This is a genomic window from Nostoc sp. CALU 546 (genome assembly GCF_048836525.1).
In genome coordinates this window covers 1-25,874 of sequence record NZ_JAWJTF010000088.1, presented here as the reverse complement: position 1 = coordinate 25,874, position 25,874 = coordinate 1, and the positions used below count along the sequence as shown (strand labels likewise).

Annotated in this window: 24 protein-coding genes; 8 read left to right on the top strand and 16 right to left on the bottom strand. The window is 38.1% G+C overall.

Annotated features, from left to right (window positions below; translation table 11 throughout):
• Positions 1-50: 50 nt before the first annotated feature.
• Genes RRG12_RS31465 through RRG12_RS31455 form a run of 3 tightly spaced genes read right to left on the bottom strand, consistent with a single transcriptional unit; the run spans position 51 to position 3,900 of the window.
• Positions 51-1,844, bottom strand: a complete 1,794-nt coding sequence (locus RRG12_RS31465) for a UvrD-helicase domain-containing protein (protein ID WP_420761913.1) — start codon at positions 1,842-1,844, stop codon at positions 51-53.
• A complete protein-coding gene (locus RRG12_RS31460) occupies positions 1,801-3,555 on the bottom strand; it encodes an ATP-dependent nuclease (RefSeq protein WP_420761912.1) in 1,755 nt (584 codons plus the stop codon). The genes RRG12_RS31465 and RRG12_RS31460 overlap by 44 nt, the downstream gene beginning before the upstream one ends.
• A gap of 33 nt (positions 3,556-3,588) precedes the next feature.
• A complete protein-coding gene (locus RRG12_RS31455) occupies positions 3,589-3,900 on the bottom strand; it encodes a transposase (RefSeq protein WP_420761911.1) in 312 nt (103 codons plus the stop codon).
• Positions 3,901-4,012: 112 nt separating this feature from the next.
• On the opposite strand from RRG12_RS31455, the gene RRG12_RS31450 reads away from it, so the two are divergent.
• Both RRG12_RS31450 and RRG12_RS31445 read left to right on the top strand, forming a co-directional pair.
• On the top strand, positions 4,013-5,650 hold the full coding sequence (locus RRG12_RS31450; RefSeq protein ID WP_420761910.1) for a pentapeptide repeat-containing protein: 1,638 nt from the start codon (positions 4,013-4,015) through the stop codon (positions 5,648-5,650).
• Between the two features lie 136 nt (positions 5,651-5,786).
• Positions 5,787-10,133, top strand: coding sequence for a hypothetical protein (locus RRG12_RS31445; protein WP_420761909.1), 4,347 nt, complete (start codon positions 5,787-5,789; stop codon positions 10,131-10,133).
• 230 nt (positions 10,134-10,363) lie between these two features.
• Here RRG12_RS31445 and RRG12_RS31440 read toward each other — a convergent pair whose 3' ends face one another.
• The 3 genes from RRG12_RS31440 to RRG12_RS31430 form a co-directional block, all read right to left on the bottom strand.
• On the bottom strand, positions 10,364-11,383 hold the full coding sequence (locus RRG12_RS31440; RefSeq protein ID WP_420761908.1) for a tyrosine-type recombinase/integrase: 1,020 nt from the start codon (positions 11,381-11,383) through the stop codon (positions 10,364-10,366).
• A gap of 191 nt (positions 11,384-11,574) precedes the next feature.
• The gene (locus tag RRG12_RS31435; RefSeq protein ID WP_373526006.1) at positions 11,575-12,003 is read right to left on the bottom strand and encodes a type II toxin-antitoxin system VapC family toxin; all 429 of its coding nucleotides are present in this window, start codon (positions 12,001-12,003) and stop codon (positions 11,575-11,577) included.
• Between the two features lie 36 nt (positions 12,004-12,039).
• The gene (locus tag RRG12_RS31430) at positions 12,040-12,435 is read right to left on the bottom strand and encodes a hypothetical protein (protein ID WP_420761907.1); all 396 of its coding nucleotides are present in this window, start codon (positions 12,433-12,435) and stop codon (positions 12,040-12,042) included.
• A 148-nt stretch (positions 12,436-12,583) separates the two neighbouring features.
• Between RRG12_RS31430 and RRG12_RS31425 the strand changes: the two genes are divergently transcribed.
• Positions 12,584-13,327 (top strand): ParA family protein, encoded by a 744-nt coding sequence (locus RRG12_RS31425; protein WP_420761906.1) that lies wholly within the window; start codon positions 12,584-12,586, stop codon positions 13,325-13,327.
• Between the two features lie 17 nt (positions 13,328-13,344).
• Entirely contained in the window at positions 13,345-14,136 is a 792-nt protein-coding gene (locus RRG12_RS31420) for a hypothetical protein (protein ID WP_420761905.1), read from the top strand.
• A 75-nt stretch (positions 14,137-14,211) separates the two neighbouring features.
• Here RRG12_RS31420 and RRG12_RS31415 read toward each other — a convergent pair whose 3' ends face one another.
• Positions 14,212-14,415: a hypothetical protein gene (locus tag RRG12_RS31415; RefSeq protein WP_012409800.1), complete on the bottom strand. Its 204-nt coding sequence runs from the start codon at positions 14,413-14,415 to the stop codon at positions 14,212-14,214.
• A gap of 131 nt (positions 14,416-14,546) precedes the next feature.
• Positions 14,547-15,152, bottom strand: a complete 606-nt coding sequence (locus RRG12_RS31410) for a GIY-YIG nuclease family protein (protein WP_420761904.1) — start codon at positions 15,150-15,152, stop codon at positions 14,547-14,549.
• 333 nt (positions 15,153-15,485) lie between these two features.
• Here RRG12_RS31410 and RRG12_RS31405 point away from each other — a divergent pair, with 333 nt between their 5' ends.
• The gene (locus RRG12_RS31405; protein WP_420761903.1) at positions 15,486-15,863 is read left to right on the top strand and encodes a hypothetical protein; all 378 of its coding nucleotides are present in this window, start codon (positions 15,486-15,488) and stop codon (positions 15,861-15,863) included.
• Positions 15,864-15,989: 126 nt separating this feature from the next.
• On the opposite strand, the gene RRG12_RS31400 is transcribed toward RRG12_RS31405, so the two are convergent.
• From RRG12_RS31400 to RRG12_RS31380, 5 genes are all read right to left on the bottom strand, one after another.
• Positions 15,990-16,679: a hypothetical protein gene (locus RRG12_RS31400; protein WP_420761902.1), complete on the bottom strand. Its 690-nt coding sequence runs from the start codon at positions 16,677-16,679 to the stop codon at positions 15,990-15,992.
• A gap of 82 nt (positions 16,680-16,761) precedes the next feature.
• Entirely contained in the window at positions 16,762-17,424 is a 663-nt protein-coding gene (locus RRG12_RS31395; protein ID WP_420761901.1) for a hypothetical protein, read from the bottom strand.
• 193 nt (positions 17,425-17,617) lie between these two features.
• Positions 17,618-17,938 carry a hypothetical protein gene (locus tag RRG12_RS31390; protein ID WP_420761900.1) on the bottom strand — a complete coding sequence of 107 codons (321 nt, stop codon included), beginning with the start codon at positions 17,936-17,938 and terminating at the stop codon, positions 17,618-17,620.
• A 732-nt stretch (positions 17,939-18,670) separates the two neighbouring features.
• Positions 18,671-18,847 carry a hypothetical protein gene (locus tag RRG12_RS31385; RefSeq protein ID WP_420761899.1) on the bottom strand — a complete coding sequence of 59 codons (177 nt, stop codon included), beginning with the start codon at positions 18,845-18,847 and terminating at the stop codon, positions 18,671-18,673.
• Positions 18,848-20,124: 1,277 nt separating this feature from the next.
• Complete coding sequence (locus tag RRG12_RS31380; RefSeq protein ID WP_104902322.1) at positions 20,125-20,637, bottom strand: hypothetical protein; 513 nt, start codon at positions 20,635-20,637, stop codon at positions 20,125-20,127.
• 440 nt (positions 20,638-21,077) lie between these two features.
• On the opposite strand from RRG12_RS31380, the gene mobV reads away from it, so the two are divergent.
• Positions 21,078-22,811 carry a MobV family relaxase gene (mobV, locus tag RRG12_RS31375; protein ID WP_420761898.1) on the top strand — a complete coding sequence of 578 codons (1,734 nt, stop codon included), beginning with the start codon at positions 21,078-21,080 and terminating at the stop codon, positions 22,809-22,811.
• 95 nt (positions 22,812-22,906) lie between these two features.
• On the opposite strand, the gene RRG12_RS31370 is transcribed toward mobV, so the two are convergent.
• On the bottom strand, positions 22,907-23,257 hold the full coding sequence (locus tag RRG12_RS31370; protein ID WP_420761897.1) for a hypothetical protein: 351 nt from the start codon (positions 23,255-23,257) through the stop codon (positions 22,907-22,909).
• Between the two features lie 642 nt (positions 23,258-23,899).
• On the opposite strand from RRG12_RS31370, the gene RRG12_RS31365 reads away from it, so the two are divergent.
• A complete protein-coding gene (locus tag RRG12_RS31365) occupies positions 23,900-24,298 on the top strand; it encodes a hypothetical protein (protein ID WP_420761896.1) in 399 nt (132 codons plus the stop codon).
• Between the two features lie 81 nt (positions 24,299-24,379).
• Here the strand turns inward: RRG12_RS31365 and RRG12_RS31360 are convergent, their stop codons facing one another.
• Complete coding sequence (locus RRG12_RS31360; RefSeq protein ID WP_420761895.1) at positions 24,380-24,664, bottom strand: hypothetical protein; 285 nt, start codon at positions 24,662-24,664, stop codon at positions 24,380-24,382.
• Positions 24,665-24,830: 166 nt separating this feature from the next.
• On the opposite strand from RRG12_RS31360, the gene RRG12_RS31355 reads away from it, so the two are divergent.
• Positions 24,831-25,187, top strand: coding sequence for a hypothetical protein (locus RRG12_RS31355; protein ID WP_420761929.1), 357 nt, complete (start codon positions 24,831-24,833; stop codon positions 25,185-25,187).
• Here RRG12_RS31355 and RRG12_RS31350 read toward each other — a convergent pair.
• Positions 25,184-25,324, bottom strand: coding sequence for a hypothetical protein (locus tag RRG12_RS31350; protein WP_420761894.1), 141 nt, complete (start codon positions 25,322-25,324; stop codon positions 25,184-25,186). The two genes, RRG12_RS31355 and RRG12_RS31350, sit on opposite strands and share 4 nt — an antisense overlap.
• Positions 25,325-25,874 lie beyond the last annotated feature (550 nt).

Below are 25,874 nucleotides of genomic sequence, written 5' to 3'. Positions count from 1 at the left end.
AATTTAGATTTGTTAGGTTGTTCTCTGAACTTAAAGAAGCTCTACACAATTTATTCCTCTACAAGAGTTATGCCAGGAAGTTTTAGCATACAAGTTAAATTTGCTTTTTGCGTAGTTCCATCTGCTTTCAACCGAGTCTTGCTAGCCGAGAAAAAAATCTGTTTTCTTGCCCTAGTTACTCCTACATAAAACACGCTTAATTCTTCTAAGAATTTTTTTTCATTTATACTATTTACCTTTAAATTGCAGTTGCTTTTGTGTTTGCAAGATCCACAAAGTCCATACCAATTTGGCATAGAATATTGCTCCATGTCTGGCATTAAGACATAATCCCATTCCAACCCTTTAGCCCCATGAATAGTTGAAATAATGATATTTTCACTAACGTATTCCATATTTTGCTTCAAATTTCTATTCTCAAAAGTGTCTCTTATCAAAACCAATTTATCTTCAACACTTAGAAACGAATAATCGCCTAAAATTCTATACAAAAATACCTTTAATAAATTCAGCAGAGATGTTACTACTGGCGTTTTTTTGTCCTGAAATATTTTTTCTACCTTAGAATAAAAGTTATTCAGCGTCCCTTTTGAAATTCTCATATCACTTCGTATATGTTCGGTAAATTGAGAAGTACACTCTCGATGAAATCTCAAATATTCCGGTGAATCTTCATTAAAAATACCATAAAAATAGGAAAGATTTTTTTTTAGCATCCAATGAATAATCATATTAATATTTGTTCCTCCACCTCTAACTAGAATTGCAATTTTGCTCGGTTTTTCTGGCTCAAAAGCTAATAAATAATTTATTTTTTGCACAATCTTTTCTGCCTCCTGTAATTGATTGTTAACGGATATAAGTGAAACTTCTGCGTTTATTTTAATAGTTGGATTAGCAGGATGTTCTCCATTTAATCTGATGTTTTTATCCAGTTGAAGCATCTGTGGATTAGACATAAATCTATAGTTTTTTTCTAGGACTATCCTATCCATAGATAACAATTGCTCTGCTTCAACTATTAAATTGGGTATAGCGCCTATAAAGCCATATATTCTTTGTAAAGAGTCTCCCATAAAAACTAATTGTGATTCTTCAGAAACTAATTTTTTCAACAAAGTCCAACTGAGAATATTAGTATCCTGAAATTCATCTACAATAATCACAGGAAAGTAGCCTTGATAAAATTTAAGTAACTCAGTGTAATTGACAAATAACCTTAGCGTGAGCGCAAGGATTCCATTAAAACTTATACAATCCTTTTCGAGAAAGCTTTTTATAATTCCATCCGTGTATAAATTGAAGAATTTTGATAGATGTTGCTTGTCTACAGACTTAATAGCATCACTATATTTAGCAAAAAATAAAGCTTTTTCAGAGGATATTCCTAAAAGCTCAGTAATTTGTTCAGTCTTGGAGTCATCTACAGATTTCAGTAAATCTAAATTGGCAAGATTGGGATGTAGTAGATACCCATACCTTTTTAGAATATGTCTACAAAATCCATGATAATTTGAGACAAATAATTTTTCGCTAATTCTGAGTTTATTTGAATTGTTGACCTGAATCAGGTGAGGCAATTGTTCAGAAAGCTCTTTTTTAATCTTATATGCTGCATTAACGCTATATGTTAATGCAAGAATTTTCTTAGGATTAAAAATTCGCCCAGTAGCCAGTAGATAAGCTACTTTGCTGATCATGGTTTTTGTTTTTCCATAACCAGCAGGAGCCTCAACAATTAGTCTCTTAGATTCCGAGAAAACAACCTCAAGCTGCTTTTGATCACCAGAATGCAAGGTTCTAAGCTTCTGGAATAGTTGGTTTTGTTCCGATTGATCCAGCATTTTTTGATAAATTAACTGCGTTTTGAATTAAATCTTTATAAACTTGAGGAATACTAGTAACATAATTACCCAAGTCTCCTCCATCCAAAATACTCTTACTATTTCTCATGCTCTTAAGAATATCTTCCTTTGATAAATCCTTAAGCTCTTGAATTTTATCTGGCGATAACAACTCTAACTGTGGATAAATAAGATTCTGAGGATCGAGAGGAACACCTATACTTTTAGCTTTGCCAATGAAGAAGTTAGTCTTTCTTTCATTAGGAAATTCTTGTTCTAAGTATTTTACGTAGCCTATTAAGCTGAAGCTTTCATATATATCCTCTTCAAAGTCTTGTCCTTGAGTAAAAGACAAACCTATAAGATCGCTGTATCTTGATTCTTGATCCCGATCCATTAATCCGATATTTTTGATGCCGAACTCATCTAATAATTTCATTAAAGATGGAATTGACTTTGCACCTCCCGCTTGAATAATACTAATTCCAAATTCATCCAGGTCAATATTCATCCTCTCACTAAAAATGGGGAGAGCGCCAAGTTCTGTGTCACCCTCTACTAAAATCACTACTTTTGAAAAGAACGCTTCTTTAATATAAGGTAAATTTTTAAGTAATTGCTTTTCTGTAGCTTCATCAAGTTTTATATCAAACCCACTTTTAACAATCAGATGACCATTTTCATCTTTACAAAATCTCAAAAACTTCCTGTAGTCATTAAGCAAAATATTAGGCGAATGTGAAACAACTAAAATTTGTCCAAGTAGCCTATCTATTTGAAATATATCCGAAAGCAAGGAACTAAAATCCGGATCATCATTGTTTACTACTCGCACAAGGTATTTGATTAAAGTTCTCTGTGCATAAGGATGCAAATGAATCTCAGGCTCATCCAAACCTATTAGAATTGGAATACATTTTTTTGAGCTTGAGCTATCTTCAACAATACATCTATCTAACCGATGCTTGTTTAGACTTAACAGCCTCTCAAGAATTGACAAAGTGATAATTATTGAAAATTGTACGCCGTAACCTACGTTTTCTAAAGTTCGCTTGTTATCATCAGTCAATAGTATGAGTTTTGCCAACAAATCCTCTTTATTCTCTTCTCTGATAGCCTGTATAGAGAAGTCTTTAAAAGACTTTAGTTTTTGCAAGGTTTGATTAACTTCGGTTAGAACTTCATCAATCTTTTCTGTAATTACAAAATCAGAGTCTTGTAAGCTTCCATCTTGTAGATATTTTATTATGATGTGATTCAGAAACTTTCCAACACCTCGATTATTAGAAAAATTTAGTTCTGATGATGGATTTCTAAGTGAGTCATAGTTTATGTAATTAACACATCTAACTATGCTGCTTAAGATAGTTGTTCCTGACTCTTTATGTTGAAATTTAATTCCTTCATCAGGAGATTCTTGGATAGCGACTATATTAATTTTTTCTCTATCGCTAGGATCAAATAGGTCATCAAAGAAACCTTGCTCAATATCTGATAATCTCAATGAAAAAGAGATATGAATTGGATTATCTAGATTTAGAAAGTCTGATTCGCTAAAACTATTTCTGGTGAATAGGATATTTAATAAATAAAGTAAATTGGATTTGCCTAGATTATTTTCTCCAATAATAAAGTTTGTTGTAGGATGAAAATTTATTTTCACACCATCTAAGTTTCGATAGTTTTTGATCTCAAGTGTAGAAATTTTCATATAGCCTAGTTTCTATGTAAACTGCTGTATATTCTAACTTGATAAAGTTGAAAATCTGGGACTGGGACTATATTCAAATGTCCCATCAGAACGCCATCGCTTTAACCATCGGTGGGATGAGCTTTTCGATGCCCATATATCCCCTCGCGGAAGGTCACACCATCGACATCCAGTTATCATAATGTATAACAGACTATTTAATACATAGCGATACGGTGCATGAGGCATTGCTTTACCACGCTTGGATGCTTGCTTAGAAAATATATCCTCAAATAGCTTCCATTCCAGATCGCTCAATCCCTCAAAACGTCCAGCCATCAACTGATACACCCAACCTCTTGCCAAAAAATAGATTACTACAATCTGGCATTAGTGGGATAGGTTCATGTAAAAAGGAACTAGTTGCAAGGTTTTGGGAATACTTAATTATAGATAGTTTCCAAATATCAAACACAGTATGGATGCTCACAAATTTCTGGAGCTTTATGCAGCAGGAAAAAGAGATTTTTATAGTGCTAAACTATATCGCATTAATTTAGTAAAATGTAAATTACGACGCATTATATTTATAAATGCCAATCTGCGCTGTGCTAACTTGAGCGGATCTGATTTGTGGAATGCCGATTTAAGTTTAGCCAATCTAGCATACGCAAAGTTGCAATCTGTCCGTTTGCGACGTGCAAAGTTAATTAATACTTATCTATTGCACGTAGACTTAAGTAATTCTGATTTAAATGAAGCTATTTTAAATGGATGTTATTTAAAGGGTGCCAATTTAAGTAACGTAAACTTAAGTGGTGCTTGTTTAAAATTTGCCAGTTTGGAACGTGCCAACTTAGATGGAGCTAATCTGATTGGTGCTGATTTAAGTAATGCCGATCTAAGCGGTGCGAACTTGAGAGGTTCAAATCTTACTCAAGCTAACTTAGAAAATACTAATCTAACTAATGCCTATTTAGCCCATATTAATTTAGAAGGTCTAAGTATGCGGAGTGCTAACCTCAGTTTTGCTAATTTGGATGGAGCTAACTTGAGTTATGCCGATCTGACATCTGCTTATCTAAACGGTGTCAATTTAGAAAATGCCAATCTAAGTAATGCCAACCTTACTAATGCTGACTTAAGTATTACTGACAATGTATGGGAAATATTTTTTGAAAAATGGGATATTCCCAACTTGAGTCCTTCTAACCTGGATGTGGCAAAGTTTGAGACTTTAAATTTTTCTAACTTGAGTAATGCAAATTTGAGTAATGCAAATTTGACTAATGCTAATCTAATAGGTGCTTACTTGAATGGAGCAAACTTCACTGAAGCGAACTTAGTTGGAGCCAAGTTAAATTGGTCTAATATTACTACTTGTAAATTTAATTATGCTAATCTAAGTACTGCTGATTTGAGTAATTCTAATTTAACTAAAACTGATTTACAAAATGCTGACTTAACTAATGTCAACTTATCTGGAGCTAACTTAAAAAACTCTAAGTTAGATTCTATTAAAATGTATGGATATCAACATACTGGAAACATCCAGTTAGTAATTGATCGTGCCGCTAGTCGTGCCATGTTGATGGAAGCGTTGGACAAAACTAGAGAACGAGTAATTATTGTCAGTCCTTGGCTTACTAAGTATGGGATTGATTCTGAGGTGTTGCAAAAGTTTACTAATATCCTTGAACGAAATGGTTTTATTGATATAGGTTGGGGACATCTAAGTGATATATTTCCCTGTGAAGTTAAGAAAATGAGCCGTTCACAGTTTATTTCATTAGCAAAACAAAAACAAAGAAACTGGGATGGATATAGTGCTTTACAGGCTCTAGAGCATTTAGAACATAAATACTCAGGTAAGTTTAAGTTAAAACTATTAGGAACTCATGAAAAATATTTAGTGTGTGATCACTCTTTTGTTATCATAGGCAGTCACAACCTTTTAGCCTCAGATGCCAAAAGTCGTGAACGAGAGTTAGGGGTACGTATTGATAATCCCTTAACTGTTGCAACTTTTATCGAACACTTTGACAATGCTCAAAATTTGGATAACGGGGAACTGTATAAGGATCACACCCATCTGGGAAGATATAGAGAAACATAGTCAACATTCTATATTTGATACTAAGCTCTCAGTATTATTAATTCTTGCAGATATTTTTATCATATAGCCGATCACAAGCTAAACTCGTATAAATTTGTAGTAATTTTCCGTACTCCATTTCTCTAATAGTAAAAGCATGATTGATTGGTCAAAGTTACAACCTTATAAAAGTGACAAGTATGGGAGCTTTGAAGAATTATGCTTTCAAATTGCCAAAGGTTTGCATGGATATGAAGGGCGTTTCACATCGGTAGACGATAGCGGTGGTGGAGATGGAGTAGAGTTTTACATGACTTTGCCTAATAGTGACGTATGGGGATGGCAGGCAAAGTTTTATTATCCTGAATCTCGCCTCAGTGTCAGTAACCGTAAATCGTCAATACAAGGCTCATTGGCAAAAGCTTGCAAGGTGCATCCAACTTTAAAGAAATGGTTTTTATGCACTCCAGCTAACTTCACACCTGATGAGCAAGCTTGGTTTGATAAAACACTTCCGAAATCAGTGCCAAAAAATATGGAAGTGGAGATTATTCATTGGGGTGATAGTGATTTTAACAACTGGCTGAGTGAACCACGTTTTAGTGGTAAGAAAAACTATTTTTTTAGTGACTTAGAGCTAAATATTGACTGGTTTCGCAATCAGGTTGCCAAACAGATAGCAGGAATTAGCAATAAATTCAATCCAATATTACATATAGAAACAAATCTTGACGATTGTATTCATGAAGTTTTATGTGATAAGGTTTTTACCTTAAAAATTGGCCAAATCATGGATAATATTCAAGATAGAATTAACGAATATAAGAAATCCATCAGAGAAATTGAAACCAGCAGTTGTCATGAGATTGTTGAACATAATACTTGGAATACTATCAAATCAGAAATTATCGACTTTAATAACTCTGTAGATAGTTTACTAACTCATGCTTATTCTCAGATAAATCTTGCTAGAGATTTTTTAAGTGAAAATCAACATAACGAAATACGCAGTTTAAACTTAGATTTGAACACAATAAAAATTGACTTAGAAACCAATCAAGCTATATGTGGAGAATTAGAACGAAAGCTTTATAATAAAGAACTTCCCTATATTGGGAAAGAGAAAGAAGAAGATAGAATATTTCACAAGGTTCAGCGAGTTAAAAACATAGCATTTCAGCCTTTAAGATTATCATATAGCTTAATGGCTGAGATTTTAGAAATATTTGCTCGAATTAATTCTATCAACCAAACAGAATTACATATATTGGGTGATGCGGGTTTTGGGAAAACTCACATTGTTAGCAACATATGCCATGAGCGTTTAAATTCTAGTTTACCTGCTTTATTAGTTTTAGGAAGTCGTTTCACAAGTGACCGTTCTTTAGAAGAACAACTTCGAGGAATTCTCGATATTCCTCCTATCTATAGCTGGAATGATTTTATTCAAGCTCTAGATGCTGCTGCCGAGGCATATCGCACGCGTATTCCATTGGCAATTGATGGTTTAAATGAAGCAACTTGTAATGGGAAATTTTCGAGTGTTTGGCAAGGATTACCTGGTTTAATTCAAGAGATTGGGCAATTAAAAAATGTTATTTTAATTACAACCTGTCGAAGTACCTATCAAGATGCTATTTGGAGTGATAATAAACCATCAAATATAAAATATGCTAATGGTTTTCATGTTGAAGATGTAGAAAAAGCTGTTGAAAAGTACTTTAACTTTTATAAAATAAAAGGTGATTTAACAGCCACTCCTTTAGAGCAATTTCAGCATCCTATTTATCTTCAGATATTTTGTAAGAGTAAAAACGCTGAACGTTTAGAAGAAAAGCATATATATGTTGGCGAACAAACGCTCTTCGAGGTTTTTGATGATTATTTAAACCTGTGTAACCGCGTTATCAGTGAAAGGCTAGGTCTTCGTCGTGGAACACCCGTAGTTACACAAGCTCTGCTCAAAATAGCCAAACGCTTTTGGCAACCAATGGAGCGTAGTATCCCTTTGACTGACCTAGCTGAAATTGTTGATGGTCAACCTCTGGATACTTTAAATTGGGAGCAATCTAAGACGAATGCAATCCTAGATGAAGGTCTTTTAGTATGCCGTGATTGGGGAACTAATGGAGAGTTTGTTTTCTTCACCTATGACTTGTTTGGAGGTTATTTAATTGCAAAATATCTGATAAAACAGGCTGAGAATAATATTCAAGCAATGGTGCAATCCGAAGAGATAATAGCTGCACTCTTCAGTGATAGTTTTAGACTACTACACCCTTTATACAATGATATTGGACGCTGTTTAGCGGCGCTAATTCCAGTACAAACAGGGTTATATCTGCATAATATAATCGATGACTCAAAAGCTTTTAATTTATCTGTACAAGCACTATTTGAAATACCACCGGAAAATATTAGTGAGGAATGCCTTAATTTCATAGAAAGTTTATTTAAAAAGTCTGATAACCGCGAAAAACTTCTAAACTTATCAGCCTCCACAATAGGATATGCCCAACACCCATTTAATGCTACATTTTGGTCTCGGCAACTCCGGGTATTAACAATGCCAGAGAGAGATATTAGCTGGACAGAGTATATACGAGAAAATATTGAACGTGTTGAAAAAAATATAGGTCAATTTGAAGGCATCTGCAAAAGTGATGAAAATTTATCCGAAATGATGGAGGAGAGACTTTACCTTTTGGCAGTCTACATGATGTGGATATTAACATCTACAGTAAGACCTTTGCGAGATAAAGTCACACGGGCATTGTACTGGTATGGACAAAGAAAACCAGAAAAGTTTTTGGAGCTTTTGCTTCAATCACTAAAGGTCAATGACCCTTATGTTTCTGAAAGAATATTAGCTGCTGCTTACGGCATTGCTATGGCACGCCAATATGATTTTAAAGATGCCAGCTTTACTCAAAAATTTCTTCCATTATACGGACGGGAATTATATGAGGCAATGTTTAAACCTAATGCGCCTCACTCAACAACACACATACTTGTGCGTGACTATGCAAGGCGTACTATTGATATTGCTTTACTTTATTATCCAGAGTTGCTAACTACAGAAGAAAGGCAAAGAATTACACCACCATTTCAAGATGGTGGTATTCGAGAATGGGGTAAAAGTGAAGATAGAAATTATCGAGAGTATCGAGATGGAAATTGCCCATTTGGCTTTGCTGATGATGACCCAATGCAATGGTTAGGAAAACCTATCTCGAAATATGAAACAAAGACTCCAGAATACCTACAAGCAAAAGCAAATCTTTGGTGGCGCATTTACAATCTTGGCTATTCGTTGGAAACTTTTGGTGATATAGATAAATGGATAGTTAATCTTAACTACATCAATAGTTATTCTCAAAAGGAACACTATTCAGACCATTATGGTCGGAAATACTGCTTAATTGCTACTTACGAACTTATGGGCTATCGAGACGATAGTAATTTCCTAAAGGATGAATGGGATAAACCTTACGAAAGAACTTCGCAAGCGGATATTGACCCTAGTTTTCCAGTCAAGCTTCAAGAGCATAACCTTGTTTGTGAAGATTTTTTGGTAAATCGTGATATGCCTCTTCATGAATGGATTTTGTCGGGTGGAGTTCCAGATGTTAAATCATATTTAATAGTTGATGAACTTTTGGGAGAGGAAGGGAGTTGGGTGCTATTAGATGGTTATATTAATCAGGAAGATTCTAAATTTAATCGAGGTATATTTACTTTTTTGAGATGTTTGATTGTTCAAGCCGAAGAAGCTAGTTCTTTATTACAAAGGTTAGAAAAACAAACTTTAGGAGGAAGGTGGCTACCAGAAATTAAAGAAGATTATTACACTTATGCAGGAGAGATACCTTGGTGTGAGACTTATCCGACAAATGGGAAGACTGAATTAAGCTTTGAGCTAAAGTTTGTCCTTCAGCGAAATGGTCAACCTATATCAGAGGAAGAAGCAAGTACAGTTTTAGATAGTATTGAAGAACTTTTTGAAGCTAACGACTTTGAAGCTATAGAAGTTGCAATGCGAAAGAATGGATTAGAACTTGTAGAAAAAGATGTTGATGACAAAACACATCTTAAAGGAGAGGAAAAATATGAGGTTTTAATTCCTGTGAGAGAGAATACTTGGGAAGATTACCACAGTGAAATTACTCCAGGAAGAAGTGTCGCTATCCCTGCAAAAGAAATTACACAACACCTTAATTTATGCAGTCAACCTCAAACTTACGATCTGTTTGAAACAAATGGTAGACGGGCATCAATCACTTTTCGTTATGGAGAATACGGGCGTTCATCACAATATTTTACCTACTTACGTAAAGATTTGTTAGAACGTTTTCTAACAGAAACAGATAGTGAGCTGATTTGGGCCATCTGGGGTGAGAGAGAATTTCACGGGGATTTAAGTCGGCGCAGTGGTTTTGCAAGTCAGCATGAATACTATAAAGTTTTTCAGGAGATAAAAGCATATAGAGACTTTCATTTTTGAAGCATTGCTGAGTACTAAAATCATTGCTTACTATCTGTTACAAAAAGGCTATCCTCTGAGAAGCACGTATGTTTTTTTAGCAGATAAGCGGCTATGACATTAATAAATAATTACGCACAAATCTCTTAATATTTGTACTCGTTTCGGACATTTACATTTTCTATTTAATACTGTGTATCTTGTAAGCTAACAAAAAAATAGTTTTAAAATGGTTAATTTTTCAATTACCATTAATCATCCTTCTTCAACATACCCGTTAACAATTCCGACATCTCCCACAAGTCTTTATTCCGGTTATCATCATAAATCATCAACGTTCGCGGATCTGCATGACGGCTCAATTTCTGCACCTTTCTGATATTCCCATCAGTGGCATCGAGCGCCGCCGTAATCGCCGAATGCCTGACCCTGTGCGGTGACATGGGTTTCTTAACCCCCGCCTTCTTAAAAGCCGTCGCCACTATTTTATAGATGGCATCCGTAGTTAAGCGATGTCCTTCATTATGAAAATCTAACGCTGTAAATATCGGTAAATTGCCATTCAAATCACCCCTGGCAATTAACCAATCAGCAAGAGCATGAGCCACATCCTTGGACATATCCAAATATTCTTCATTCGTTCCCTTACCCTTCCCCAAAACTCTCAACTTGCGTCCATAAAAATCAAAGTCCCCCACATTAAGATGGCATACCTCCTGGCGACGCAACGCTAAACCCCACAGCACCAGAAAAATCGCATAGTTGCGTTTACCAATCAAAGTTTCTCTATCAAACTGCTGAATCACAACTGCTATCGCTTTGCTATCAACACCCCGCGTATCTCGATAAGCCTTGACCTTCTCCCCTGAAACATCTTCCAGGGAATAGTTGCACACTCCCAACTTCCGCCCCATTTTCGCTAATGACTTAATCGCCGCCAACCGCCGATTGATGGTTGCCTCCCGCAGCCCAGATTTAATCAACATCGCCTTATATTTCAACACCACCATCACCGCTTGTTCTCGCTGCAAGTGCAGAAACTCCAGCACGCTATCACCAGTCGGCGGCAATAAAGTCATCTTCAGAAAGAAATCCCTCAAATCTTTCTCGTAAGCCCTTTTGGTATTGGGGTTGCGCTTATCTGCCAACAGCTGCGCCAACACATCCGGGTCTTTGTCAAGTTGTGCATCAAAATACCGAGCGATCGGTGCATCTAAACACGCCTCTAACTCTACCTTGACGATCTCCCCCCAACCTGGCTGATTAGGCATAAATGCTCACTAATTCGTTATTGATAATACAAGTTTCCAATAACGTTCATCATACAACCGCAAGGGCGAGCATCAATCAAAACATGGAGTAGAGAGCAAAATACTACTTGCGGAAGTTTAATGGTGTCAATTAGTAATGCTAATTCTGTAATTTCCGGCTTTGATATCAAAATTGATAGCAGAGGATGTAGTCAATGTGTCCAATCCTCCAGCACCAAATCGGGAATTTGAGCAAAATCCTTTTGGTTACGAGTAACCATCACTGCATTCGCCCTTAGAGCGATCGCAGCTATTCGCAAATCTTTCTGTAGTCTTTTTTTGTTTAGTTGCTGGTTTTCTCTAAGTAAACCTTGGTGACAAGTGTAGGCAGCAGTATCAAAGTTGAGTATTCTCACTCCTTTGAAATACTCTTGAGTAGTCCACAGTTTAGTGTAAAGGTTTACTAAGTTGGCAGATTCAGTCCGGTCATTAATTTTGACTACCCATCCGTTAAAAATTTCTTGAACTGTGACAATGGTGATAGCCAGATTGGGATAAACTTGAGCAACTTTAGATATAACGGCTTGGTTTCCTTGAAGTAAAAGCGAAACATGGTCTGTGTCGAGTATATAAAAACTCATCCTGCATTTCTCAATCTGAATCTAATCCTCAACCTTTTAATCTTCATCTACTGCGTTACGTTCTGCTCTGAGATTATTAGCAATTTCAGCAAAATCTGCATCGTCTTTAAATACACCCGCAAATTTCATCCAAGGATTTTCTGCTTCGCTTTGAGACAATTGAATTTCTACACTCATAATTTCTATCTTCTCAAGACGAGTTGACAAAAGTTTTTTCAATTCAAGTAATGCAAGTTCTTGAGTAGGTGCTTCAACCTGAGTGTTGGGAAATTCCAGGACAGAAGCTATTACATTTCCTTCATGATTACGTTCCAGTAGGATATGTAACTTCAAGTTTTCAGACTGAGGTAACGTTACGGAGGAGAAATTGATAACCATATATTTAATTATTAACAAGCCTTGAACAATAATGTACTCTTCTACATCTAGCATACAGGGCAGGAGTATAACTTTCTAACTTGCCAACAAGTTAGCTGGTTGACAACCCAACTTTTTAGCAAGTTGCCTGGTTGTAAACCTAACTTGCTATATTAATGACTTGCCAGTAAGCTCATAGGCAAAATGTTTAGCCTAAAATTCAATGATTATTGCACTAGCAAATCAAAAAGGAGGGGTAGCTAAAACTACCTCCACTATATCTTTAGGGGGACTACTGGCTCTTAAGGATACTGTCCTCGCTGTTGACCTTGACCCTCAAGGCAATCTCACTACAGGGCTGGGAGTAGAAGTGGCTGACGACCAGATTAGCTGCTACGACGTAATTACAGAAAAAGCAGAAGTCATCGATGGAGTAGTTTCTACTAAATTTGGACTCAGCTTACTGCCTGCTGACATCAACTTAGCTAAGGGAGAAACGGAGATACTCATGAAAGTAGGTAACTTTTACATCCTTAAAGAGCGACTAGCTCCCGTACTCAAGCAATTCCATCACATCTTAATTGACTGTCCACCTTCTTTGGGACTGTTAACGGTTAATGCCTTGGCAGCTGCGGATGCAGTTCTTATCCCAGTGCAGTGTCAATTTTTCGCTTTAAAAGGGCTGGCTGCACTGTTGGAAACAGTTGCAAGTGTTCAAAAACGTCTTAATCCCCAATTACAAATACTGGGAGTATTGCCAACAATGGCTGAAAATACGGTCATGACTCAAGATGTCTTAGCCTCCTTAAATAAAAGACTACAAAACATTCAGATATTTGAAGCCGTTCCGAAGTCAATCAAGTTCTCTGAGTCAAATCTGGCAGGTGAACCCATTCACATCTATGCTAAAGAACCCAAATTAGTGCAGCCTTACCAGTTAATCGCTAATTTAATTGCTGCAATCTAATTAAGGTGAAAAGACAGATGACAAAACGACGCGCCAGATTAAATGATGATAATGATCCGTTGTCCTCGACCGATAAAGTTTTAGCTGGGTTTGAGCAAATTAGCAAGTCAACAAGTCAGCAAGATGAAGTGTCAACCAGTCAAGAAGCTGATAAGTTAACCAATCAACCAGACAAACTATTAACAAGTCAAGAAGCTGACAAGCCAACAAGTCAGCAAGAGGAAGTGTCAACCAGCAAGGAAGCTGACAAGTCAACCAGTCAACCAGATAAATTACTAACCAGTCGAAAATCTGACAAGTCAGCAAGTCAGCAAGATGAAGTGTCAACCAGTAAGGAAGCTGACAAGTCAACCAGTCAACCAGATAAATTACTAAGCAGTCGAAAATCTGACAAGTCAGCAAGTCAGCAAGATGAAGTGTCAACCAGTAAGGAAGCTGACAAGTTAACCAGTCAGCAATCCAAAAGTGAACATACATTTGAAGCTTCAACAAGTCAGCAAAATAACACGCCAATCATTCAACTAAACAGCAATTCAACAAGCCAGAAAGCTAACTTGCTAACAAGTCAACAAGTCAACCTAGAAAAAGTTTCATTGCGTAAATCTACATTTCAAATCAGTGAAGAGGTACTGCATCAGCTAGACAAACTGCACCTTACACTCCAGTTAGAGCTAGGAAAAGCCAATGCTCCTTATAAAGAAGTGATTGTAGAAGAAGCTTTAGTACAACTTTTAGAGTCGTTTAACTCTGATCGTGCGACTTTGATAGAGATATTGATGTCAAGGCAGAAAAGCAGGGACAAACTTTGAAAGAGGAGTGTGCGATGGCGTAACCGCCATGAGCCGGTGGCGATCGCACTTAAGGCGACATCTAACCAGAAGCCGTTATTCCTGATCGTTGCCGTATGTCACACAAGGACTATCAACTTCCTGCATCGGTTGGAATGAATTGCAGAAATTTACAGTAGCACAATTAACACCTGCTTCATCGGGGTGAATACATTGCACAACGCCCTCTAAAACATGAAAGGCACAGTCATTACAGATAGTTTTACATGGCAATGGTTGAGCGTCGATTAAGTTTGACATAGATCAAAATTTTCAAGAGAGGAAACAGCAGCAATAGCAAGCATAAAGCTGAGATGCCTTTTAGCTTCAGTGAAAGCCATGTTAATTGCTGCGATCTCCACCGGAAAGGGCGGTTACGCCATCACACCCTTTTAAATCAATCTACTCACAACATATAAAAATAAAATAATACAAATGACTATTGCTACTAAAAATAAAAAATTATTATTGAAAACTTTACCTAAAACAGTAGGTTTCCTTTTCTTAATTTTCTTCTTCTTGTTTTTCTCCCCGACTATGCCTTGTCTCAAACGATTGTGGGGTTCATATCCTCTGGATATTAAATATTTTGGGATTTCCTCTCTCTCTTGACTTGCACGTTCAATATCTCTAGGAATTATAGGTAAAGAAACATTTATTTTTTTCTGAATTTGACCGAAATCCTGATAATTATTATTTGATTTTTGCGCTACATTACTACGCTCCATTAACTGAATAACTTGTTGCAAATATGCTTTCTTTGCAAATTCAAACCACTCCCTATAAACATTAAATGACTTACAAGCTTGATGAATTTCTTTCTCTACTTTGTAAACGTCAGCAACAAAGACATAATGAATGAGTTTCAATGGGTAGGGACTTTGACGGCTATTCAGTTCTTTTAATCTATCCTCTGGTGTCCGTGGTGCTACAGTTAGCCCTATTTTGTATCTATATGTGCCTACACTATGAATTAAATAAATGTACCCTGGTTTCATTATTGTATCTATGTTCGTAGTTCTTCTAAAGCTGCAATCGCGTCTGCAACTGTAAAATCTGGTAAATATTTTACCTTTTTGTAGTCGGGATGCTGTTTGATTTGCTTTAAAATTAATTATGATTGATTAAGTAAATCACTTAGCTTAATGAAATGTTTACCCATAATTAATCCTTAAAAATAATAGGTTTACCATTGAAGTCTTTGTAAATATCTCTGGTCTTAGCTAACGCCGGTAAACTTACGTTGTATTCCTTTAGTTCATTACCATCTGCATTTACTAGACTAAGGAATATGCTTATACTGAAAATTTATTTAATATGGATATAAATATATGGTTCAACGTCTTGAAGAAATTTTAGGTAACTCAATTACAGAATATACTCCCAACGCAATCAAATTTCACGGACTATCTTTAGAATCATTGGAGCAAGTTATTCAATCAGCCTACACTACACTAAATGCGAGTTTTAATGCTGCTCCATCAGTTGGTTCATTTATTGAATTTGGGCAACGTTGTAAAAGTATAGAAGCGACAGCAATTTTTGATGGTGTAGTCATCAATGATACAGACGACCCGAATTTGGTGATTGATGCAATTACAGTTAAAGGGGTGAAAGATTTAGACTTTGCAGGTGAATTTGTAAAATTTGTCTGGGGTTGCGATGAATTAGAGATTAATTCTCAACAGTTATATGCTTGGTGGGATTAACTGTTTCCTCTACTGAAATCAGGTTTGTAGTAAAGAGCTTAATGAATTGCGCTGTAAGCATTGCCAATCTTACAATTAGCAAGTCTTGATGTCTTGAGTGATCACTAAATTTTCAAGATTAGTTCATTACAACTGCTCAATCAGAACGCTATTTGCTCCCATTGAAAGCTTTTTCAAATCCTCAATCCGACAGCACCCCCGCTTCCATAGCTGTCTTTGAGTGTCGTCTACAGGATGGTAATAAGCCCAAATACTTCCATCTGGTGCTGAATATAAGGAGATAATAAAAACCGTTTGTGTACCAAAATTACAGGTAGTTACCTCAATCTTTTCTTTAACAGTAAAGGTCTGTCCTGAACTATTAGTTGCTGTTGATAACTTTTTATAGGCTGGTTTTTTCACTAATTGCGGTTGCTCTGTTTCTATCTCTGATTGCTCATGTTCAGCAGAGGTATTTTCAATCAAAGCAGTTGATGATGATGAATTAACTGGTGCTGTCTCTAAGATTTGGGGTACATCTGACTGTTCATTATCTACTTTTATTGTTTGAGATATAGCATCATCAGTCAGGACAGGACTACTATTTAATTCTGAAACTTCAATGCTTTTACTCTGGTTATTACTTACTTCTAATTCCGGCTCAACTGGTTGATTTTCTGTTGGTACGCTAGTTGATGGTGATTCAGATTGTGCAGAGTTATTATCGTCAGTGGCAGTAGATTTTTGCTTGACGACACGCAAAATGGCAGATTTATTTGGCGCGGCATCTTCTGGTGATGGTGAACTATTCGTCTTGGGGGATTTACGTTTAGGCATAAGAAATTTTTGGCAGCAATGCACTCTGAAACGTTGATTAAATCAGTAATGAAGAAGGGAATGATTACAGTTTTCTGTCGGTTTAGCTTTCAGTTAACTCAGTAGTATATTCAGCCGTGTTGGTTGATATATCTGAAGTTGGAGATTGCTCACGCTCCTGTAATTTAATGCACTCCCCTGATTGAATTACTAAGCTAGTCCCGACACGTCGCACATTAAAATTCCAGAATTTCTTAATCGAATTTGATGGTAAAAATCCGATTAGTCTTAGTTGGAAATCTTTGGGTAGCTCAAAGTCTCTCTGTGGTTTTTGGTGAATTTTAACTTCTACTATCCCTTGTGCTAAGTCTTGATATACAACTAATCCTTGTACAGAAAAGTTATCAGCTACTAACTGCAATTCGCTTTTTACTGAGTCGGTATATTTTTTTTCGTTGCGAACATTTATCAAAGTCACCCGAAGTTGGGTCGGAGAATCTTTGAATGGTGTTCTGGGGTAAACAGTCCACAGGTAATCAAGTGATAAATCAAGTTGAGATTGTTGAACTAATTTCGATGCTCTCCTAGCAAGGTTTGTCTCAAGCATTACACCGTCAGCAGTTATTAGTTGCCCTTGATAAATAAGCTCACTACTTGGAACATACTTCCCCCAGAGCCGACCAATTGCACGAGATTCTAGTGGCTCTGTCGGTCTGATATGGTGATTATTAACTAATAACTGCTGTGTATCGTTCGTAATTGTCATGCGGACAAAGTTAAAATCTGTAATTTTTTGAATTGCTTTTATGATTGTAAACTGCGGCTCCCACTAAGATATTCTTCTTTCAATCTACTTCAAAAGCATTTTGTATCTTTAATGGGAGCTTATACCCTCATCTGAACAAATGCCTTAGCATCCACGCTCTTCCTTTCATTGAACATGAATGCAAGAGACACATCTATAAAGAAGCGCCAGCTTCAGCCGCCGCTACATCTGGTTTAGGCTCTTTCGCTTTCTTTTCAAAAAGCTGAATTCCCGCGTCAATGATCTCAAACCCGTTTTCTGTTCGCACGCCAAGCTTGCCCGATACAGCCCCAGCCCAGTCTGCAAATTCTGAGGCGCTAGTTTCCGCCTTACGCCAACTTTTGGCATTAACTTGAGCAGTGAAGACTATACCATTCTGATCAGTGAACTCGATTGCAACTTTCTTATTCTCAAGAGGTGTAGCTGTTGGTAGTTCGCCACTAAATTTTATTGTCACTTCGCTTTTGGCTTCCATAGCTTACCCCTGGCTCATCATCAATTAAAATTCTTCGCTCTTGATTTTATCTTGGATTAGGTTGACCAGAAGGTGCGCGATCGCTTGACTATCGTAGTTGATCACTTTCAAAGTAAACGTTGAGCATTCTCCTTGAAACAGAACCAAGACTCAACATTAAATCTACAAAAATTTACCCCGTTTTTGACCCCTTGTTAAGAATTCTTCCGAAAAGGCTAAAACGCTTATACCGTAATGCCTTCAGCCTTTGTAAATAAATCTTGTGAAAGATTACAATTGTGCTTTGATTTTGCTGTTTTGTGAATGACACCGAAAATCGCCCAAATTCTCGATTTTCACCAATTCTTACCAATTCTTACCAATTAAACTCAATATATCCCAATTCTACAGAACGCAAATTCAAATTCATCCCTGATTTTTTTACCTCTTCAACATCTTCCAGTCACCAAATTCTCATTAGCTCAATAATTCCCAATAAATCCCAAAAGTCACCCGATTTATCCCCATATTTGCCAACGAGTTTTAAACACGCTAATTAGTGCATAAGCTCTGTAATCCATCTTTTTTTGACGCACAGTACGCCATATTTGGCGGAAAGTTTTTGAGGGTCAAAACCGAAAAAGAAAAAAATAGCCCTCAAAAAAGACTACGGAATAACTACATAAGCACGACAAAAGCCGCCTAACAGTTAACAGCTACAACTGCGGCGGCTATTGTTCAGATATTGTTCGCTCAATCTCCTCCAAAAATCGCATCTAATTCTTGAGACGAAGCCTGACCTTGAACTATTGAAGCAGGTCTGATTGAATCAGCCGCTTCCCCTGAAAGCTCAGGCTCGGATAAAGCATTACTCTTGTAGCTTGGGGCATTGACAGTTACAACTGGTGCAGTCAACGCTGGCTGTGACAAGACAATGTAAACATCACTTATTACATAGGCTTTATGTAGTTTGCCAGTATTGAAATAGTAGTTCTAAATACCTTGCCCAACTGGTAGCTGTTGGGTAGCTCAACTGGTGACACACAGCTACCAGTTGAGTAGTAAAAAAGCGAGTTGTTGAAAATTTGATGATTCCTCAACTGGTAGCAGTAGAGTAGCCCTACTGCTACCAGTTGAGCATAAGACATTTAGAGAAAAATTCTGGCGTAATGCTGACTGACAATGACTTACAGGAAATTTTTATCGCTGGATTCATTCTCAATAACTTCAAAATTATTGAGAATGTATAATACACTTATGTTGCAATTGTGCTTCAATAATTCTTTCATTAACTTAAGCCAGCCCACTTAACATCCGATTTTTTTTCTTCATGCCTGAATAGAAATTGTTCATTTTACAATCTCTACTAAGTTAATAGAGATGAAACTTGTTTTAAGTAGTGAAGTTGTCTGATTAATCACAGTTACAAATAGCAGACATTTTGCACCTAAAACCCCGATTCCTATGCAAAATAGCAGACATTTTGCACAGCTTATACACGCTTTTAACTGTTATAGCTGTCAGGAAACTTTGATTATTCACTACAAAATGTCTGCTATTTAGAACATCGCTTTGACCAAAAAATTGGTATCTAATACATACACCAATTAGCTTTTAGCCATTTTTATCAAACTGGCTCATTCTCAATAACTTTAAAATTATTGAGAACATATAATACGTTTGTGTTGCAACTGTACTTCAAAAATTTCGCTCAATCGATCAACTTCTTCAGTAAGTGAATCTGAAATTTCTCCTGTGAGTTCAGCCGTCACTCTATATATTTAGCGTTAACTGAAATAAAAACTTGTCTAACACAACAACTCTACTAAAAACCTTTAACACCGTAAGCTTAGTGTAGTTTAACCGTACTAAGTCAGTCTCATCCGACACTAATATTTTTGGCCGTCCAAAAGGACAAAAACAGTGCTTTCTTGTCCTTTTGGCCGTCCAGTGAGCGCCAACCTTACTCAATTGTCATGCTCTGCTGACAAATGCCCACCTGTCAACGGCCGTCCAAAACATCAAAAACAGTGGTTTCTTGTCCTTTTGGCCGTCCAGTGTTTTTGATAAAAATCTTCTGTAACTCTTATCCAGTCTCAATTACAGCCACTTTTTGGTGCTATTTTTATTGTCAATAAGCTGGGGTCTTATTGACAATGCGTAATCATGATGTGTTGCAATTGTGTTTCAAAAATTCTTTCTTGAATTTAACCGTACCCACCCAACAACTCAGTAGCTAGTTTGAGTTCTTCTGAAAGTTCCAGTTTCATCAATCCTAAGTCATCCTCATCAAAATCCTCATCAGAGTCAACATCATCGCCATCATCATCAGAAATAAGAGGCTGACTAGTTCTTGTCACAGTGGTCGCTGCATTAGCACCACTTTGAGGCTGACTATTGCTTGTCACAGTAGTCGCTGCATTAGCGCCACCAGACACAACTATTGACTGAGGCTCAATTCGAGCAATACGCCTAATAGTTGCCAGTTTCGCTTCTAGACGTTCAATCGCTGACCAACAAGCGGACTGTAATTCAGGCTGATTGACTTGACCCTCTAACGCTTCCGCCAACCAAAAAGCTGTTATCGCTTCTATGGCAAACTCAGTCGCTGATCTATTAGAAGGATGGTTCAATAAATAATCAATCACCTTCCCCTCCCATGAATTACTCTTGCGTTTTATTCTGGGTAACTCAACATAGGAATTGTGTTGTTGACTCATATCTTCTCCTCAGTATGAAAAGTTTTTTTAGTATAAAAACAAATCAATATGTAGCATGAGTATAAATGTGTCTACCTTAACGATAATAGCGATAATATTGTGTCTAAATGTGGTGTTTTTAGCCGAAAAAATGTCAAGTTACTGGCGTTAGGTTTCCCCCCAATAGTGCAATTAATGAGTGCTATTGTGGTGTATAACGCCAAACTATCAAACAATTCCCTAAATGCGCCCCAGAGGGCTAAAAAACCTACACAGCAGGCTTTTTAGCAGCAGAGGGGGTTTTGTGTCCGCCAAATTTCGCGCTGGTTGGCTATGATTTAGGTGTACCCACTACACCTTTTTGCCCTGACGGGTGGCTTGCGCCATTTCTCCCTGACGGTCGAAACAAAAAGATTCCGTGGGGTCTGCGACGCAATTGCACTCAATCACTCAAAAGTGGCATGGCTTACGCTATTGCACGGATTAAAAAGCTCAAGCGCAGTAACTTGGCTGGCAGTGAAGCGCACACCGCACGTCAGCGAGAAACCCCCAACGCTGATTCAGATAAACAAAATATCAGATTCATCGGCACTAACAACCCAACTGTGACATTAGACCAGTTGGTGATGGAAAAAATAGGGGAGCAGAAACGGAAGATTCGCCCCGATGCGGTTTACTGCACTGAGATTTTATTGACTGCCAGCCCCGAATATTTCCGTCCCAACTGCCCAACACAAGCAGGATACTATGAACAGGACAAAGTTGATTCCTGGCTAACTGCATCCAAACAATGGTTAGATTTGCGGTACGGTGAGCGCATTGTCAGGGCAGAATTACATTTAGATGAAGCGACACCCCATATTCACGCTTATTTTGTCCCCCTCGATGAGAAAGGGCAATTGAGGGCCAAGCACTTCTTCGACGGTCGCTTGAAGATGAGGCAGTTTCAAGATTCCTACTCCGAGGCTACAGAACATCTGGGGTTAGAGCGTGGCATTAAGGGCAGTAGGGCGCAACACCAGGAAATCAAGGACTTTTACAGCATTGTTAATGCTGGCATAGAACCAGATACCAGCCTCACCCAGTTGCAATTGCAAGCCAAAGCAGCTGACCGAGATAGGGCGCAAGCCAAAAAACAACAGATGGAAGCTACAGCCAAGGCTTTGGCGCTTGAAAATGAACTCAAAGACAAGCGCATCAAAGAATTAGAGGCACAAGTAGCTTTTTGGCAGCAGCAAACTCAACAACTGCGCGACTTGGACTTAGAGGATGTCGCCTGGGAGTTGGGGCTAGATTATGATCAGCAACGCTGGAGGGGTCACGGACACATCATTAATATAGATGGGCCCAAATTCTACGACTTTGCCCCCGATCAACAAAAGGGATCAGGGGGTGCGATTGACTTAGTGATGCACGTTAACAATTGCAATTTTCGGCAGGCGGTTGTCTGGTTACATGAGCGTTTTGGGTCAGCCTCGGTGGAACGTGCAGCGATCGCTCACGTTAAGAACAGGGCGGCTGACATTATCCAGACTGAACCCCGTCCCCAATTCACCCCACCCGTTGAAGATAAAAGCAATTGGACTGCCGTAGAGCGTTACCTCAATCAATTTCGGGGCATTCCCTCTGATTGTGTGCAAATGCTTCATAACCAGGGGCTAGTTTACGCTGATCAGCAACAAAATGCTGTGTTCGTCATGCGGAATCTTGATGGTAAACGTAACGGTGCATTCTTACGAGGAACTAGGGGAGAGAACAACAGCTTTCTTGGATACTCTAAAGGCACTAAACGCAGTGATAGCTGGTTTTACTTCAGTTTGGGGGGAAAGGCTACCGATAAAACCTCAACAGCGATTCTGTGCAAGTCCCCCATCGATGCTATTTCAAGAGCCATGCTGGAATATCTGATCAGGGGCGATGTTCCACCCGAACGAACAGTCTATATGGCTATTGATGACATCAAGAGCTTACCACTTGAGCGATTGCAGAAAGTTCCTAATATACTGGTGGCGTTTGGTAACGATAAAAGCACTGATGCGGCAGCACAGCGTGTATTAGAACTACTGCCACAGTCCCAAATCAAAAAATCTCAGGCACATGATTGGAATCAGCAGCTACTCGATTATAGGCAGCAGTTGAGGCGACAGCAACAGCAGCAACGCCAGCAGGAGCAGGATGGTGAATTGAGTCTTTAATAGTCAGCGTTCTAGTAGTGAACTGTACAGTTGCTTCCATCTGCTCTCTAGATCCGTGCAAACTATGGTTAAGAAAACTAAAAATTGTCAGCTTATTAAACTATTCGAGATAAAATAGATTTTGCTTTATAGTAAAGGTCTATATGGTTTGGATTACCTGCTAATAGGCGAAAAACTTCCCAATCGTCAGACGTTATTCGTACATAATCTTTATAATTGTCAGCCGTTGCTCGTATCTGATGCGAGCTATTTGTTTTTGAATCAATTTTAAGATATCTCCCACGGTCGCCTGTGTGACGTATTCTTATTTTCCATAAATTACCTGAACTGTCTTGTACACAAACTTCTCCAAAGTATTCCTTACCACTGTGCATTACTTCATTAAATACATTGTCAAAATCTTTCCCAAAATCTTTAGCATCCTTGAATATATCGAATATTCCCATTAGTTTTAAAACCAATAACCGCTTATATTAGTATTCCCAGATGCTTAAGCGGAATTAATAGCGATTCATGAACTTTTGCTTGTACGTGGGTTATTTGGTGATTTTGCTGTAATGTCGTGAAACTATCAAATCCCGACATCGGGGTAAAACAGGTGCTGAGGGGGGTAAATGAGCAATCGATGCTGATATGGAGAATGTAATACATACTTGTATTTTTAAGTATTACGTAAGTTCAAACCTTCATCTGTGGTTGCGGCTTTTAGTTGTAACACTTTCGCCAACAGTATCCAATGATTCTCATACCCCGTATCAATGGTTTTGAGAGCCAATGTGGTGTATCTCTATTGCGAAGTCGTGTCTTGATTGGGCGATCACCTTTAAGCCTATACAGCGTGTCTAACCCCTCCAGTCGTAATAATATGTTAGTTCGGACGGTAAAGGGCGCTGCTGGATTAACGTAAGCCTTGAGAAACCACCCGTTAAGGTGGTAATTAATTTTTATTAGTAAAAATGATTCAAGTACATTACTATTTTAGTAGTTTCCAGTTCAACATAAATTCCTTGAAACCTCCTGATTTATAGAAGGTTTTTAGTTTTGGTTATTTTTCTCTGTTGAGGTCTTTAATTTAGGGAAAATAATATATGAATGAAGATGCCAACATTATTAGGGAGATGATTCGTCATGAAGACAATTTAACAATTAATCGCCTAAATTGGTTAATTACACTTCAAGGTTTATTGTTTGCATCACTTGCTTTTTCTTGGGATAAAAGTCGTTTATTGACTTACCTCCTTATTTTTCTCGGTTTATTCTTCTCCTTTATGCTGCTGAGGTATTTGCAGTTATCAAATCAAGCTATTACCAGATTATTAAAGTGGTGGGAGAAAAAACAAAACAATTATGATGGTCCGCCAGTTATTGGGCTAGAAGATCAAGAGATTGCAAAGCTTATTCTGATGATACTTCCGTGGAAATCCATTCCATTTATATTTATTTGTTCTTGGTTTGTTGTATTAATTGCTAGATTTTTCAACTTGTAATGCGTGTTATTTTGTCGCGTGTGGTTAGGTGCTGAACTTTTCAAAGTTAGCTATGACGACACTACCGACTGGAGGTCCACATCAAAGCAAGCGATGCCTGCGGCGGCAAGCATCGCGCGAGTGTTGGCAGCGATCGAGATGCCGAATTAAGAAGCGAAGCGACACCCCATCACCGCAATGGGGTTTAATAAAACCTGGGTGTTCTCGGAAACGCTGACTATGCCTAGCAGACCTTGGGACATACATCTCTGCATACCACCAGCCGCTATGCCCACGCCAAGCCGAGTAATAGTAGTGGGTTGTACTTGCCTGGGTAGAAAGTGTATATACCAGTTCTGAGGGAAGGGGGGCGATCGCAAATTGCAACTCAGTATAGAACCTTCAACCAGAACGAAGGGACATTATACATCATAAATTTATGTTGTAATTAGTACGGGCTAGAGCTAGCGTAAAGTGGACAATTTGACAATCTTTAATACTAAAACTACTTAGCGTATAGTCATAATTCATCCACACGCAAGTCCCTTAGTATATGGTTCGAGAACTCGAAAGAAAACGCCAAAGTGCAAAGTTTCCCGAAACTGCACCGGCTGCTAATCCCCTGCAAACAAAAAGTAAATGCCCATCTGGTAGTTGCAACCTACCAGTTAGGCACTCAAACATTTCTCCTAAATCAATTCCACTTAATTTAGAAGCAAGAAAGACTATGTTACCAAATCATCGAATCACCAGAGATGAAATTCTCGCAATTGTCGTCCTCATATCGGTTTTGGGCTTATTTACGCTTGCACTCATTGATCCAAGCGCCCGCTCAACTTTTGCCGATTTAGCAAAAGTTACGGTGGGGGCATACATCGGCTTACTGATGCCGAAAGGAGGTGGAAACTAGCTGGCTCCTCCACGGTAAATAACTTTTAACAGGTTATTAGTTCTGTGCGATCGCATTGCTTCCAGTTCTTTTCTTAAGGCGATCGCACCCCAAGCACCCCATCTCCCTTTTAATTCTGGAGGAATTACAAGGGTCAAAGCTTCCTAAATCAGTAAGTTTACCAAAAGCGAAGCCAATTGGCTTCTTTTTTATGACCTCTCCTGTAACTTTGGAGCTTTTTTGTCAATAAGATAGCGTAAGCATCAAAAATCAGTAGCTAAGATGCTTGCTGGACAAAGCTTCAGCCAAGGACGTACAGTTTACCGTTTTGGCACGGTGATGCTATGGATGCCAATACTCCATCCAATACCTGCTGGGTGAACAGTTCCCTGTTTCTGATAACAATAGATGGAAGAGGTCAAAATATTTGGCGAAGGGTATAAAAAATGGGAGAGGCTAAACGACGTGTGCGATTCGTTGTTTAGTGAATCACGGTAACCAGTCCGTACATAACTAAACCAGCCTGACAGCAGATTACTGTCACTAAGGGCTGAACTCTCGGTCAGATGCAAGTGCAAGTCTTGCCATTCAGACTCAGAATTGACTCCTTATCTGCCCACACCGAACAAGCTCGGTTCTTGTAGAGTGAAGCTGGGAACAGGGCGCAATCAGACGACCGTTGCGGGTTGACACTGGCGCTAACAGGGA

Bases quoted from the DNA above. Each gene is read 5' to 3' on its own strand.
- RRG12_RS31465 (WP_420761913.1), bottom strand. From the start codon at position 1,844: ATGCTGGATCAATCGGAACAAAACCAACTATTCCAGAAGCTTAGAACC.
- RRG12_RS31460 (WP_420761912.1), bottom strand. From the start codon at position 3,555: ATGAAAATTTCTACACTTGAGATCAAAAACTATCGAAACTTAGATGGT.
- RRG12_RS31450 (WP_420761910.1), top strand. From the start codon at position 4,013: ATGGATGCTCACAAATTTCTGGAGCTTTATGCAGCAGGAAAAAGAGAT.
- RRG12_RS31445 (WP_420761909.1), top strand. From the start codon at position 5,787: ATGATTGATTGGTCAAAGTTACAACCTTATAAAAGTGACAAGTATGGG.
- RRG12_RS31440 (WP_420761908.1), bottom strand. From the start codon at position 11,383: ATGCCTAATCAGCCAGGTTGGGGGGAGATCGTCAAGGTAGAGTTAGAG.
- RRG12_RS31435 (WP_373526006.1), bottom strand. From the start codon at position 12,003: ATGAGTTTTTATATACTCGACACAGACCATGTTTCGCTTTTACTTCAA.
- RRG12_RS31430 (WP_420761907.1), bottom strand. From the start codon at position 12,435: ATGCTAGATGTAGAAGAGTACATTATTGTTCAAGGCTTGTTAATAATT.
- RRG12_RS31425 (WP_420761906.1), top strand. From the start codon at position 12,584: ATGATTATTGCACTAGCAAATCAAAAAGGAGGGGTAGCTAAAACTACC.
- RRG12_RS31420 (WP_420761905.1), top strand. From the start codon at position 13,345: ATGACAAAACGACGCGCCAGATTAAATGATGATAATGATCCGTTGTCC.
- RRG12_RS31415 (WP_012409800.1), bottom strand. From the start codon at position 14,415: ATGTCAAACTTAATCGACGCTCAACCATTGCCATGTAAAACTATCTGT.
- RRG12_RS31410 (WP_420761904.1), bottom strand. From the start codon at position 15,152: ATGAAACCAGGGTACATTTATTTAATTCATAGTGTAGGCACATATAGA.
- RRG12_RS31405 (WP_420761903.1), top strand. From the start codon at position 15,486: ATGGTTCAACGTCTTGAAGAAATTTTAGGTAACTCAATTACAGAATAT.
- RRG12_RS31400 (WP_420761902.1), bottom strand. From the start codon at position 16,679: ATGCCTAAACGTAAATCCCCCAAGACGAATAGTTCACCATCACCAGAA.
- RRG12_RS31395 (WP_420761901.1), bottom strand. From the start codon at position 17,424: ATGACAATTACGAACGATACACAGCAGTTATTAGTTAATAATCACCAT.
- RRG12_RS31390 (WP_420761900.1), bottom strand. From the start codon at position 17,938: ATGGAAGCCAAAAGCGAAGTGACAATAAAATTTAGTGGCGAACTACCA.
- RRG12_RS31380 (WP_104902322.1), bottom strand. From the start codon at position 20,637: ATGAGTCAACAACACAATTCCTATGTTGAGTTACCCAGAATAAAACGC.
- mobV (WP_420761898.1), top strand. From the start codon at position 21,078: ATGGCTTACGCTATTGCACGGATTAAAAAGCTCAAGCGCAGTAACTTG.
- RRG12_RS31370 (WP_420761897.1), bottom strand. From the start codon at position 23,257: ATGGGAATATTCGATATATTCAAGGATGCTAAAGATTTTGGGAAAGAT.
- RRG12_RS31365 (WP_420761896.1), top strand. From the start codon at position 23,900: ATGAATGAAGATGCCAACATTATTAGGGAGATGATTCGTCATGAAGAC.
- RRG12_RS31355 (WP_420761929.1), top strand. From the start codon at position 24,831: ATGGTTCGAGAACTCGAAAGAAAACGCCAAAGTGCAAAGTTTCCCGAA.